Source organism: Agrococcus sp. TSP3-2-1, from assembly GCF_049897585.1.
Classification (GTDB): Bacteria; Actinomycetota; Actinomycetes; order Actinomycetales; family Microbacteriaceae; genus Agrococcus.
In genome coordinates this window covers 225077-238078 of record NZ_JAFCWN010000001.1, presented here as the reverse complement: position 1 = coordinate 238078, position 13002 = coordinate 225077, and the positions used below count along the sequence as shown (strand labels likewise).

Below are 13002 nucleotides of genomic sequence, written 5' to 3'. Positions count from 1 at the left end.
CTCGCGCGCTGATGCTCCTCGCCATCCACGGGCTCGGGTCGGACTCGAGCGCGATGCGCGACTACCTCGGGGGCGCCGTGCCGCCGGGCGTGCGCGTGCTGGCGCCCGACCTGCGGGCGCACGGCGCGAATCCGCTCATCGGCGAGCCGGCCGACTTCGCGCTCGAAGCGCTCGCCGCGGAGGTGGGCGACGAGCTCGAGCGAGGCGGCGACGGCTCGCCCGTGACGATCGTGGGCGTCTCGCTCGGCGCGGCGCTCGCGGCGATGATCGCCCGCTCCGGCCGCTTCCCGCTCGACCGGGTCGCGCTCGTGCGGCCTGCGTTCACGCACGAGCCGCTGCCCGCCAACCTCGCCGTCTTCCCCGTCATCGGCCGACTGCTCGAGTCGCACCGGCCACGGCGGGCGCTCGCCGAGCTCCACCGCTCCGGTGCGTGGCGCGCGATCGCGCACGAGTCGCTCGCGCACGCGCGCGGGCTCGAGGCGCAGCTCACCCAGCCGCGCGCCGCCGAGCGACGGATCCGCCTGCTCGAGATCCCGCGGAACGCCGCCTACCGCCCCGGTGAGCTGCGCATCCCGGCCCCCACGGTCGTGCTCGCGAGCGAGCGCGACCCCGTGCATCCGCTGCACGTCGCCGAGGCGTGGCGCGACGAGCTCGGCACCCGGATGCTCGTCTCGCCCGCGCGCGACGACGGCGAGGCCGCGATGCACGCGTGGTTCCGCGAGCAGCTCGGGAGCTTCCTCGTCGGCATCCGCTGATCAGCCGAGCACCCTGTCGCAACCCGCTGCGGACCTCGGGGCCTGGAGACGGGCTCCCGCGCCGGCGTCGTGGCGGCGACCCGCGAGGGTCGCCGCTCGAGGGCTCCAGCGCGCGTGCACCGCCGTCACCGCGATGAGCCAGAGCACGCCGATGCCGGCGGCGACGAACTCGAGCGTCGAGCCGACGTCGGTGTTGCCGCCCGCGAGCGAGAGCAGGCCGCCGGTCGCGGCGATGATGCCGACGGCGAGGCCGGCGACGATCGAGAGCCGCGCGACCCAGCGGTCGTCGGCGGTCGCGAACTGCAGCATCGCGGTGCAGCCCGCCACGAAGGCGAGCACGGCGGCGACGATGTGCGCCCAGTCGCGCAGCTCGGCCTCGGGCCCGAGGAGCGTCGGGCAGCCCGGCGAGCACGGCACGGCGGCCGCGAACCCGAACAGCGCGCCCGCCACGACGAGCGATGCGGCGGGCGCCCAGCGGCGCAGCACCGGGAGCCGGGTGCGCACGTCGCGCACGACGACCGCGACGAGCAGGATGCCGGCCACGACGAGGCCGAAGCCGATCTGGAACTGCCCGGCGGAGTGCATGTACTGGGCGCCGAGCTCGGAGATGTAGAGGAACCGCTCGTACATCGCGCGCGCGTCGCCGATCACGACGGCGCCCGCGACGAGGCTCGCCACGGCGAGCATCGCGACGACGGCGTCCAGGCGGCGGTGCGGCGGCACGATCCCGACTGTAGCGCCGTCACTCGACGTCATCCGGACATCCGCTCGTCACACGGGTGGAGTACCGTCGAGGCGACCTGGAGGGGGCAGTCATGCGAGCAGTGCTGGTGCGGGAGTTCGGCCCGACCGACGGCGTGGAGATCGGAGAGGTGGATGCCCCGGTCAAGCTCGGCACCGAGGTGATCGTCGACGTGCACGCCGCGGGCATGAACCCGATCGACTTCAAGACCGTGCTCGGCAAGGGCGCGGCGAAGGCGGTCGAGCCGCTGCTGCCGTGGGTGCCGGGCGGCGACGTCGCTGGCATCGTCGCCCAGGCGCCGTACGAGGCGCACGACCTGCAGCCGGGCGACGCGGTCTACGGCATCGCGAACCACTGGCGCACGCGCGGCACGTACGCCGAGCAGGTCGTGGTGCCGAGCCTCGCGCTCGCGCCCAAGCCCGAGTCGCTGAGCTTCGAGGAAGCCGCGGCGGTGCCGTGCGCGGCGCTCACCGCGTGGGACGCGGTCGTGCGCATCGCGAAGGCGCGCGCCGGGCAGCGCATCCTCATCCACGCCGGCGCGGGCGGCGTCGGCCACTTCGCCGTGCAGTTCGCGAAGTACTTCGGCGCGACCGTCGCGACGACCGTCTCGACCCGCAACGTCGACTTCGCGCGCTCGCTCGGCGCCGACGAGGTCGTCGACTACACGCAGGCGCGGTTCGAGGACGCGCTGCAGAAGGTCGACGTCGTCGTCGATCTCGTCGGCAACGTCGCCGACGACACCGGCACCCGCTCGCTCGACGTGCTCAAGCACGGCGGCCTCTACCTCAACGTGCCCACCGGCTCGTGGCCCGAGTACGCCTCCGCGGCCGCCGAGCGGGGCCTGCGCGCCTCGGCGGTCAAGGTCGAGTCCGACGGCTCCAACCTCGGCATCATCGGACGCCTCATCGACGCGGGCGACGTGCGCGTCGAGGTGCAGCACGCCTACCCCCTCGAGCGCGTGCACGAGGCGTTCGCCGAGCTGCAGCGCGGGCACGTGCGCGGCAAGCTCGTGCTCACGGTGCGCTGATCCGCCGAACCGGCTCGCGACGGTGCAAGATGGTCGGATGAGCGACGCGACGAAGCCGCTGCTGGAGGTCTCCGGCCTCAAGGTGGAGTTCACGACCCAGGACGGCACGGTCACGGCCGTGCACGAGGCGAGCCTGTCGCTCGCCGCGGGCGAGACGCTCGCGATCGTGGGCGAGTCGGGCTCCGGCAAGTCGACCACCGCGATGGCGATCATCGGCCTGCTGCAGGGCAATGGCCGCCTGAGCGCCGGCAGCGTCAAGCTCGACGGCCAGGAGCTCGTCGGCGCGAGCGAGTCGACGATGCGCGGCATCCGCGGCCGCCGCATCGGCCTCGTGCCGCAGGATCCGATGTCGAACCTCAACCCGGTCGCCCGCATCGGCTCGCAGGTCGCCGAGACGCTCCTCGCGCACGGCCTCGCGAACCGCAAGGACGTCGGCCAGAAGGTCGTCGAGACGCTCGAGGCCGCGGGCCTCCCCGACGCGGCGGAGCGCGCGAAGTCCTACCCGCACGAGTTCTCCGGCGGCATGCGCCAGCGCGCGCTCATCGCGATCGGGCTCGCGTGCCGGCCGGCGCTGCTCATCGCCGACGAGCCCACGAGCGCCCTCGACGTCACGGTGCAGCGCACGATCCTCGATCAGATCGGGCAGATGACGCAAGAGCTCGGCACCGCCGTGCTCCTCATCACGCACGACCTCGGCCTCGCGGCGGAGCGCGCGCAGCGCGTCGTCGTGATGCACCGCGGCCGCGTCGTCGAGCAGGGCCCCGCGCGACAGATCCTCGAGTCGCCCCAGCACCCCTACACGCAGTCGCTCGTGAGGGCGGCGCCGTCGGTCGCGATGGCGCGGCTGCGCCCCGAGGACCTCATCGCGCAGGGCGGGGCGGATGCGTCGGAGACGCCCGACGTCATCGTCGAGTTCGAGAGCGTCACGAAGGAGTTCCGCGTGCGCGGCCGGCGCGAGCCGTTCAAGGCCGTCGACGACGTGTCGCTCTCGATGCCGCGCGGGAAGACGGTCTCGATCGTCGGCGAGTCGGGCTCTGGCAAGACCACGACGGCCCGGATGCTGCTGAAGGCCTTCGAGCCGACGAGCGGCACGATCCGCTTCGAGGGCAAGGACGTCTTCTCGCTCTCGCGCGATGAGCAGAAGCAGTTCCGCCAGCGCGTGCAGCCGGTGTTCCAGGACCCGTACTCGTCGCTCAACCCGATGTTCACGATCGAGAGGATCATCGAGGAGCCGCTGTCGTTCTACGGCAAGGGCTCGAAGCGCGAGCGCGAGCAGCGGGTGCGCGAGCTGCTCGACCAGGTGGCGCTGCCGACCGACATGGCGCGGCGCTATCCCTCGGAGCTCTCCGGCGGCCAGCGGCAGCGCGTCGCGATCGCGCGCGCCCTCGCGCTCTCCCCCGACGTCATCGTCTGCGACGAGCCGGTCTCGGCGCTCGACGTGCTCGTGCAGGACCAGATCCTGCGGCTGCTCGGCGACCTGCAGCAGGAGCTCGGGCTCAGCTACCTCTTCATCTCCCACGACCTCGCGGTCGTGCGACTGATCAGCGACTACGTCGCGGTCATGCAGAACGGCCGGCTCGTCGAGGCGGCGACGAGCGAGGAGATCTTCACCAACCCGCGCGACCCGTACACGCGGAAGCTGCTCGCCTCGATCCCCGGCAACGAGCTGAAGATCGCGAGCTGACCCCCAGCCTTCCGTGGAACTTCCCCGAACCGCGCGGATCCGGGCGTGGGACCCGCGGTTCGGGGAAGTTCGACGTTCGGCGGGGTAGGCCGGGCGGGGCGCTGCGGCGGGCGCTCAGCGCTTGCGCGTGCGGGGGTCCATCGCCTCGCGCAGCGCCTCGCCGAGCAGCGTGAAGCCGAGCGCGGTGATCATGATGCAGATGCCGGGCAGGAAGGCGAGGTGCGGGGCGATCGCGAGCTCCGCTTGCGCGTAGGTGAGCATGCGACCCCACTCCGCCACCTCGGGGCGGCCGCCGCCGAGCCCGAGGAACGACAGCGCAGCGGCGTCGATGACCGCGGTCGCGAGCGTCAGCGTCGCCTGCACGATGACCGGCCCGACCGAGTTCGGCAGCAGGTGCGACATCGTGATGCGGCCCGTGCCGAGCCCGAGCGTGCGCGCCGCGAGCACGTAGTCCGACTCGCGCTGCTGCAGCATCGACGAGCGCAGCAGTCGGGCGAAGATCGGCACTTGCGCGACCCCGATCGCGATCATCACCGCGAACGGCGTGCGGCCGAGGATCGCCGCGATCGACACGGCGAGCAGGAGGTGCGGGACCGAGAGCAGGATGTCGACCACCCGCATGATCACCGTGTCGACCCATCCGCCGAACGCGCCCGCGAGGGCGCCGAGCACCATGCCGCCGAGCAGGCCGAAGAACGTCGAGACGACGCCGATGAGCAGCGACGCCTGCGCTCCCCAGATGAGCTTCGAGAGCACGTCGCCGCCGAAGCGGTCGATGCCGAGCGGGAACTCCGGGATCTCGCCGATGCCGGGCAGCGCCGACGGCCGCAGGTGCTCGCGCCCTGGGGTCGCGAGCTCCGGGTAGGGCGCGAGCAGCGGCGCCAGCACGGAGATCAGGATGAAGAGCCCGACCACGACGGCGCCGATCCACGCTGCGGGGTTCTTGCGGAGCCGTCGGAGCACGTCGCCCCAGAAGCTGCCCGAGCGGCGCACGTGCGTCTGGTCGCCACCCTCCGGCGTGGGGAGCGTCGGGATGGCTTCTGCGGCGCTCACTGGATCCTCACTCGGGGGTCGATGAAGGAGTAGGAGATGTCGACCAGCAGGTTGACGATCGCGTACGCGAAGGCGATGAAGAGCACGAAGCCCTGCAGCACGGGGAAGTCGCGCGCGAAGATGGCGTCGGCGAGGAACTTGCCGATGCCAGGGAAGGCGAAGACCGTCTCGGTGAGCACCGCTCCGGAGATGAGGAGACCGGTCTGCAGGCCCACCGTCGTGACGACCGGCAGCATGGCGTTGCGCAGCACGAAGCGGTTGCGGATCGTCTGCTGCGCGATGCCCTTCGCGCGACCGGTGCGCACGTAGTCGGCGTTGACCACCTCGAGCACCGACGCACGCGTGATCCGCACGATGATCGCGAGCGGGATGGTCGCGAGCGCGATCGCCGGCAGGAGCAAGTGCATGATCGCGTTGAGGGATGCGTCGAGCTCGCCCGTCAGCAGGCCGTCGAGCACGTAGAAGCCCGTCACGTGCGTCGCATCCACTCCCCTGTCCTGGCGCCCCGTCGAGGGCAGCCAGCCGAGCTGGACCGCGAAGATCCACTTGAGGATGAACGCGAGGAAGAACACCGGGATGGTGATGCCGATGAGGCTGCCGGCGACCGAGATGTGGTCGATCAGGCGACCGTGGTTGCGGGCGGCCCAGTAGCCCAGCGGGACGCCGATGCCGACCGCGATGATGAGCGCCATGATCGCGAGCTCGAGCGTCGCGGGGAAGCGGTTCGCGAACTCCTCCAGCACCGGTCGGCGGGTCTCGATCGCGTTGCCGAAGTCGCCCTGCAGGAGGCGGCCGAGCCACGTGATGTACTGCTCGGGCAGCGGCCGGTTGAAGCCGTAGGCCTCGTTGATGCGCTCGATCGCCTCGGGCGTCGCGCGCTCGCCGAGCAGCGCGGCCGCGGGGCCGCCGGGCAGCGCCCGTACCCAGAAGAACAGCAGCACGGTCAGCCCGAACAGGGTCGGGATCAGCAGCAGCAGGCGTCTGCCGATGGTTCGCAGCACGTCGTCTCTCCGTCGGGGCCGGGATGGTGTTGGCCGGTCGACCGATCAGCCGGTCGAGCCGGTCGTGCCGGATGCCGCGGGCCGAGTGGACCCGCGGCATCCGGATTGACCTGGTGAGGCTACTCGCTCAGCTCGATCATGTTGTACACCTCGTCGTTGACGGGGCTCGCCGGGTAGCTCGTGACCCGCGGGTCGAACGCGAGCGACGGCGCGGGGTGCGCCAGCGGCACGCCGGGGATGAACTGCGCGATCTGCTCGTTGATCTCCTCGTAGCGCGCTCCCGCCTCCTCGAGATCGGGGATCTGCCTGGCCTCGGCGAGCGCCTGGAACAGCTCGGGGTTGTCGAAGCCCCACTCGTTGCCCTGCGATCCGAAGAACACGCCGACGAAGTTGTCGGTGTCGTTGTAGTCGCCGGTCCAGCCGAGCAGGTGGATGCCGTGGTCGGCCGAGCCCTGGATGCGGTCGAGGTAGTCGACCCACTCGTCGGCGACCGGGGTCACGGTGATCCCGGCCTGCTCGAGCTGACCCGAGAGCGCGACGAAGATCTCTTCGGGGTTCGGCATGTACGGGCGGGAGATGTTCACCGGGTAGTTGAACGTGAGCTCGAGCCCGTCTGCGTAGCCCGCCTCGGCCAGCAGCTCTTGCGCGCGTGCCGGGTCGTAGTCGTACGTCGTGACGTCCTCGTTGTAGCCGTTGACGACCGGCGGGATGAACTGCGTCGCGACCTCGGTGCCGTCTGGGAGGACCTGCGTGACGAGCGCGTCGCGGTCGATCGCGTGCGCGATCGCCTGGCGCACGAGCGGGTCCTGCAGCTCGGGCACCTGCTGGTTGAAGGCGAGGTAGAGCACCGTGAACGGGTCGCGCTGCATGACGTTGAAGCCGGCCTCCTCGAGCGCGGCGGTGTCCGCGGGCGCGACGAGATCGTAGCCGTCGATGTCGCCGGCCTCGAGCGCCTGGCGTCGAGCGGTCGGGTCATCGATCACGCGGAAGACGATCTCCTGCACCTGGCCCTGCTCGCCCCAGTAGTCCGGGTAGGCCTGCAGCACGACGGACTCGCCGGGCGACCACGACTCGAACACGAAGGGGCCGGTACCGGTCGGGTGGGCCTCGGCGTACTCGCTGTACGTCGGAGCCTCCTCCGAGCCGCCCACCTCGTCCGCGGCGTACTCCTCGAGCGCCGTGGGGCTCTGCATCGCGAGCGCCGGCAGCGACAGCGCGGGGATGAAGCCCGAGAACGGGCGCGTGAGGTTGACGGTCGCGGTCAGCTCGTCGTCGGCGGAGCAGGACTCGTAGAGCGCGTTCTCGTCGCCGGCGAAGCCGCCGAAGAGGGAGCCGTAGTAGTACGAGAGGCTCTCCGTCGCGGCGAGGCCGGTCCAGTTGTACCAGCGGTCGAAGTTGGCGCAGACCGCCTCGGCGTTGAACTCGGTGCCGTCGTGGAACGTGACGTCCGGCTTCAGCTCGAAGGTGGTCGACAGGCCGTCCTCGCTCGTCTCCCACGACTCCGCGAGCAGCGGTGCCGGGTCGGCCGTGCCCGGCTCGACGCCGATGAGGCCTTCGAAGATGTTGCGCGAGATGCGGAACGACTCCCCATCGTTCGCGAACGCCGGATCGAGGCCCGAGGGCTCGCCCGACGTGCCGAAGACGAACGTCGAGTCGACGTCGCTCGCCGGCGCGGCGCTGTCGGTGGTGCCGGAGTCGCGCTGGGACTGCACGCAGCCGGTGAGCGCGAGCGTCATCGCCGCGCCGCCCGCGAGGCCTGCGAGGAGGCGCCGCTTTGCGGATCGATTCACGATCTTGGACCTTTCGTGGAAGGGGCTGATCGCAGTGCTCGCGGCTCTGCTGCGAGCATGCGTAGGGCCAACCTAGCCGCTGGACGACGCGAACGATGTCACGGCGCGATCACGATTGTGGGACGACGCGCTTTCGCGCCTCCGCCGCGACGCCAGCGCCGGTGCCCGCCTCGGGCGCCGGATACGACGAGAGCCCCGCCGAAGCGGGGCTCTCGCACGAGACGGATCTCAGATGGACGTGACGTCCACCGGGATGCCGGGGCCGAAGGTCGTCGAGACCGTGGCCTTCTGGATGTAGCGGCCCTTGGAGGACGACGGCTTGAGGCGGACGACCTCCTCGAGCGCGGCGCTGATGTTGTCGTTCAGCTGCTCCTCGGAGAACGAGGCCTTGCCGACGATGAAGTGCACGTTGGCGTGCTTGTCGACGCGGAACTCGATGCGGCCGCCCTTGATGTCGGTCACGGCCTGCGCGACGTTCGGGGTGACCGTGCCGGTCTTCGGGTTCGGCATGAGGCCGCGGGGGCCGAGCACCTTGCCGAGTCGGCCGACCTTGCCCATGAGCTCGGGGCTCGCGACGGCGGCGTCGAAGTTCGTCCAGCCGGCGGCCACCTTCTCGATGAGCTCGTCCGAGCCCACCTCGTCGGCGCCTGCGGCGATGGCGGCCTCGGCGGCCGGGCCCTGCGCGAAGACGATGACGCGAGCGGTCTTGCCGGTGCCGTGAGGAAGAGAAACGGTACCGCGGACCATCTGGTCAGCCTTGCGGGGGTCGACGCCGAGCTTGAGCGCGACCTCGACGGTCGAGTCGGTCTTGGTCGAGCCGGTCTCGCGAGCGAGCGCGACGGCCTCGGCGGGGGTGTACTGCTTGCCAGCCTCGATCTTCTCGGCTGCGGCCCGGTAGGCCTTGGACTTCTGTGCCATGTGGATCTCCTGTTCAGGGTTCGCGGTGCGCGCCTGGCCGGCGCTCCCACTGGTGAGCCGATCGGCTCGGGTGTCGAGGTCAGCCCTCGACGGTGATGCCCATGGAGCGGGCGGTGCCGGCGACGATCTTCTTCGCGCCCTCGATGTCGTTCGCGTTGAGGTCGGCGAGCTTCTGCTGCGCGATCTCCTCGACCTGCGCCATCGTCAGCTTGCCCACCTTCGTGGTGTGCGGGACGCCGGAGCCCTTCTTGACGCCTGCGGCCTTCTTGATGAGCTCTGCGGCCGGCGGGGTCTTGAGCACGAAGTCGAACGAGCGGTCCTCGTAGACGGTGATCTCGACCGGGATGACGTTGCCGCGCTGGTTCTCCGTCGCGGCGTTGTACGCCTTGCAGAACTCCATGATGTTGACGCCGTGCTGACCGAGCGCCGGACCGACCGGCGGTGCGGGGTTGGCGGCGCCGGCCTGGATCTGCAGCTTGATCAGACCCGTGACCTTCTTCTTGGGTGCCATGTCTCTTCCTTCTTGGTGTGTCGCGGTTGTGCGGGCACGCTCGGAGCCCGGGACCGCATCCAGCCCTCTTGAGAGGGACTAGAGCTTGCTGACCTGGCCGAAGCCGAGCTCGACCGGAGTCTCGCGCTCGAACAGGCTGACGAGCACGGTGAGCTTGCGGCTCGCCGGCTGGATCTCGCTGATGGTGCCGGGGAAGCCCGCGAACGAGCCCTCGGTGATCGTGATGGTCTCGCCGACCTCGAAGTCGACCTCGACCGTGACCTGGTTGGGCTGCTGCGAGGGCGCCGTCTTCTGCTGCTCGGCGAGCTGCTCGTCGGCGATCGGCTTGAGCATCGTGAACGCCTCGTCGAAGCGCAGCGGGGCCGGGTTGTGGGCGTTGCCCACGAAGCCCGTGACGCCGGGCGTGTGGCGCACGACCGACCAGGTGTCCTCGTTCAGGTCCATGCGGACGAGCACGTAGCCGGGCACGCGCACGCGGTTGACGCGCTTGGCCTGGCCGTTCTTCGTCTCGAGCACGTCCTCCGTCGGCACCTGGATCTCGTAGATGCCGTCGACCTGCATGTTCTCGGCGCGCGAGGCGATGTTGGCCTTGACCTTCTTCTCGTAGCCGGCGTACGAGTGGATGACGTACCACTTGCCGGGCTTGAGGCGCATCTCGCGCTTGAAGTCCTCGTAGGGGTCGGTCGCGGGCTCCTCGAGCTTGCCCTCGTCCGGGACGAGGTCGTCGAGCGCCTTGTTCAGCTCGATGTCGAGGTCGTTGACGTCAGACACAGTCCATCTTCTCCTTCACGTTCCGCGTCGGGCTCAAGCGAGGCCGAACAGCGGGATGTCGCCGAAGACCCAGCCCACGAGCGAGCCGAACAGCAGGTCGAGACCCGACACCAGGAGCATCATGAACACCACGAACACCAGCACGACGAGCGTGTAGCGGATCAGCTCCTTGCGCGTCGGCGTGACGACCTTGCGGAGCTCGACCAGGACTTCCTTGAGGAAGGTCCACAGGCGCAGGAACGGGTTGCGAGAGCGGCCCTCGCGCGTGCGGGGTGCCTCCTCGATCGCGTTCTCAGCCACGGTGACCCTTCGATTCGTTCGGCCCGGCTGCTGCCGAGGCCAGTCAAGCGCCGAACCGGCGCCTTCTGCAGGGCGGACAGGACTCGAACCTGCAACCTGCGGTTTTGGAGACCGCTGCGCTACCAATTGCGCCACCGCCCTGGGCGGGTGGAGAGCCACGCTGTCAGCACCGGCCTGGGCGTGCGACATCATGGCGGTTGTCAACCACCGAGGGAACAGCATACGTGGGCCTGGCACCCGCTGTCCACTTCACCGAGTGTCGCGCCGGGGCGGCCCTCGTGGCACCCCTCGCGGATGTCCGTCCTCGTAGGCTGGAGCCGTGAACCGCATCGCCGCGCGCATCGCCGCCATCAACGAGTCCGCGACCCTCAAGGTCGACGCGAAGGCCAAGGCGCTCAAGGCCGCCGGCCGCGACGTCATCAGCTACGCCGCGGGCGAGCCCGACTTCGCCACGCCGCCGAACATCGTCGAGGCGGCGCAGCGCGCGCTCGCCGACCCGAAGAACTACCGCTACACCCCCGCCCCTGGCCTGCCAGAGCTGCGCGAGGCGATCGCGGCGAAGACGAAGCGCGACTCGGGCCTCGAGGTCGAGCCGAGCCAGACGCTCGTCACGAACGGCGGCAAGCAGTCGGTCTACCAGGCGTTCCAGACGATCCTCGACCCGGGCGACGAGGTGCTCGTGCCGACGCCCTACTGGACCACCTACCCCGAGGCGATCGCGCTCACCGGCGCGCGTCAGGTGGACGTCTTCGCGGGCGCGGAGCAGGGCTACCTCGTCACGGTCGACCAGCTCGAGGGCGCGCGCACCGAGCGCACGAAGGCGCTGCTCATGGTGAGCCCCTCGAACCCGACCGGCGCCGTCTACCCGTCCGAGCGCATCCGCGAGATCGCCGAGTGGGCCGAGAGCAACGGCCTGTGGGTCGTGAGCGACGAGATCTACCAGAACCTCGTCTACGACGGCGAGCGCGCCGTGTCGGTCGTCGAGGCGGTGCCGGCGCTCGCCGACCGCACGATCCTCGTCAACGGCGTCGCGAAGACCTACGCCATGACCGGCTGGCGCGTGGGCTGGATGGTCGGGCCCGCCGACGTCATCAAGGCGGCCGGCAACCTGCAGTCGCACCTGACGAGCAACGTCAACAACGTCGCGCAGCGCGGCGCCCTCGAGGCGCTCACCGGCCCGCAGGACGCGGTCGCCGACATGCTCGCCGCCTTCGACCGGCGCCGCCGCACGATCGTCGAGGAGCTCTCGCGCATCCCGGGGTTCTCGGTGCCGACGCCGAAGGGGGCGTTCTACGTCTATGCGGATGTGTCGGCGCTGCTGGGCAGGGAGTGGGGCGGCGTGCGCGCCGAGACCTCGCTCGAGCTCGCCGACCTCATGCTCGAGCAGGCCGAGGTCGCCGCGGTGCCGGGCGAGGCGTTCGGCCCCTCCGGCTACCTGCGCTTCTCCTACGCGCTCGGCGACGACGCCCTGCTCGAGGGCGTCCAGCGGCTGCAGCGCCTCTTCGCCGCGTAGCGCAGCGGCGTAGCCCAGTGGACCTCGAGCGCGTCGACCCCGAGCTGCGCGAGGCCGTCACCGCGCTCCCCGGGGTCGACCTGCGCCGCCCCATCGGCCGCTGGCTCGGCCGCGCCGCGCCGCGACTCATGCGCTGGCCGCGCGAGCCGGGCGTGCGCATCCGTCGCGATCGCCTCGGCGGCGTGCGCGTGCGCACCTACGCGCCGCCGTGCATCCGCTCGGACGCGGTGCTGCTGTGGATGCACGGCGGCGGCATGATCATCGGCGCGCCGCACATGGACGATCGCCTCTGCTCAGCGATCGCCGCGCGCGTCGGGATCGCGGTCGTGAGCGTCGACTACCGGCTCGCGCCCGAGCATCCCTTCCCCGCGCCGCTCGACGACTGCGAGCGCGTGTTCGCGGCGCTCGCGGCGCAGGGCCGCGAGCGCATCGCCGTCGGCGGGCAGAGCGCGGGCGCGGGCCTCGCCGCCTCGCTCGCGCAGCGCCTGCTCGACGTCGGCGGCGCGCAGCCGGTCGCGCAGCTGCTCTTCTGCCCGATGCTCGACGACCGCACCGCCGCGCGCACCGAGCTCGACGTCGAGCGGCACTTCGTGTGGGACAACCGCTCGAACCGGCTCGGCTGGCGCGCGCTCCTCGCGCGGGAGCCCGGCGCCGAGGCGGTGCCCCAGCACGCCGTGCCCGCGCGCCGGGACGACCTGCGGGGGCTGCCGCCCGCGTGGATCGGTGTCGGCGACCTCGACCTCTTCCACGAGGAGGACGTCGACTACGCGAAGCGGCTGCGCGCCGCTGGCGTCGACGTGCAGCTCGACGTCGTGCCGGGCGCGCCGCACGGGCTCGACGCGATCGCGGGCGGCTCGCGGCTCGCGGCCGAGCACCGGCGCTCGGCGATCGACTGGCTGGCTCGCACGCTGGGCTGAGGCGCCCCGCCCCACCGATC

General features: G+C 71.2%; 12 protein-coding genes, 1 tRNA gene and 1 pseudogene. 5 read left to right on the top strand and 9 right to left on the bottom strand.

What is annotated here, in order from left to right; genetic code table 11:
* Positions 1–11: 11 nt before the first annotated feature.
* Positions 12–755 carry an alpha/beta fold hydrolase gene (locus ACP7BI_RS01295; RefSeq protein ID WP_425843138.1) on the top strand — a complete coding sequence of 248 codons (744 nt, stop codon included), beginning with the start codon at positions 12–14 and terminating at the stop codon, positions 753–755.
* On the opposite strand, the gene ACP7BI_RS01290 is transcribed toward ACP7BI_RS01295, so the two are convergent.
* A complete protein-coding gene (locus ACP7BI_RS01290) occupies positions 756–1478 on the bottom strand; it encodes a DUF998 domain-containing protein (RefSeq protein WP_425843136.1) in 723 nt (240 codons plus the stop codon).
* 92 nt (positions 1479–1570) lie between these two features.
* Between ACP7BI_RS01290 and ACP7BI_RS01285 the strand changes: the two genes are divergently transcribed.
* Both ACP7BI_RS01285 and ACP7BI_RS01280 read left to right on the top strand, forming a co-directional pair.
* Positions 1571–2524: an NADP-dependent oxidoreductase gene (locus ACP7BI_RS01285; RefSeq protein ID WP_425843134.1), complete on the top strand. Its 954-nt coding sequence runs from the start codon at positions 1571–1573 to the stop codon at positions 2522–2524.
* A gap of 37 nt (positions 2525–2561) precedes the next feature.
* The gene (locus ACP7BI_RS01280; RefSeq protein WP_425843132.1) at positions 2562–4208 is read left to right on the top strand and encodes an ABC transporter ATP-binding protein; all 1647 of its coding nucleotides are present in this window, start codon (positions 2562–2564) and stop codon (positions 4206–4208) included.
* Between the two features lie 114 nt (positions 4209–4322).
* Here the strand turns inward: ACP7BI_RS01280 and ACP7BI_RS01275 are convergent, their stop codons facing one another.
* From ACP7BI_RS01275 to ACP7BI_RS01240, 8 genes and pseudogenes are all read right to left on the bottom strand, one after another.
* On the bottom strand, positions 4323–5243 hold the full coding sequence (locus ACP7BI_RS01275; protein WP_425843542.1) for an ABC transporter permease: 921 nt from the start codon (positions 5241–5243) through the stop codon (positions 4323–4325).
* Positions 5244–5257: 14 nt separating this feature from the next.
* On the bottom strand, positions 5258–6262 hold the full coding sequence (locus tag ACP7BI_RS01270) for an ABC transporter permease (protein ID WP_425843130.1): 1005 nt from the start codon (positions 6260–6262) through the stop codon (positions 5258–5260).
* A 119-nt stretch (positions 6263–6381) separates the two neighbouring features.
* Entirely contained in the window at positions 6382–7998 is a 1617-nt protein-coding gene (locus ACP7BI_RS01265; protein WP_425843541.1) for an ABC transporter substrate-binding protein, read from the bottom strand.
* A 282-nt stretch (positions 7999–8280) separates the two neighbouring features.
* Complete coding sequence (gene rplA, locus ACP7BI_RS01260; protein ID WP_425843128.1) at positions 8281–8970, bottom strand: 50S ribosomal protein L1; 690 nt, start codon at positions 8968–8970, stop codon at positions 8281–8283.
* Between the two features lie 79 nt (positions 8971–9049).
* Positions 9050–9481, bottom strand: coding sequence for a 50S ribosomal protein L11 (rplK, locus tag ACP7BI_RS01255; RefSeq protein WP_211447743.1), 432 nt, complete (start codon positions 9479–9481; stop codon positions 9050–9052).
* 78 nt (positions 9482–9559) lie between these two features.
* Positions 9560–10165 (bottom strand): annotated as a pseudogene (gene nusG / locus ACP7BI_RS01250) (transcription termination/antitermination protein NusG); the annotation flags it as partial.
* A gap of 120 nt (positions 10166–10285) precedes the next feature.
* On the bottom strand, positions 10286–10552 hold the full coding sequence (secE, locus tag ACP7BI_RS01245) for a preprotein translocase subunit SecE (protein ID WP_425843126.1): 267 nt from the start codon (positions 10550–10552) through the stop codon (positions 10286–10288).
* A gap of 68 nt (positions 10553–10620) precedes the next feature.
* A tRNA-Trp gene (locus ACP7BI_RS01240) sits at positions 10621–10693 on the bottom strand.
* Between the two features lie 178 nt (positions 10694–10871).
* Here ACP7BI_RS01240 and ACP7BI_RS01235 point away from each other — a divergent pair.
* Positions 10872–12065 (top strand): pyridoxal phosphate-dependent aminotransferase, encoded by a 1194-nt coding sequence (locus tag ACP7BI_RS01235; RefSeq protein WP_425843124.1) that lies wholly within the window; start codon positions 10872–10874, stop codon positions 12063–12065.
* 17 nt (positions 12066–12082) lie between these two features.
* Positions 12083–12982: an alpha/beta hydrolase gene (locus ACP7BI_RS01230; protein WP_425843122.1), complete on the top strand. Its 900-nt coding sequence runs from the start codon at positions 12083–12085 to the stop codon at positions 12980–12982.
* Positions 12983–13002: the final 20 nt, after the last annotated feature.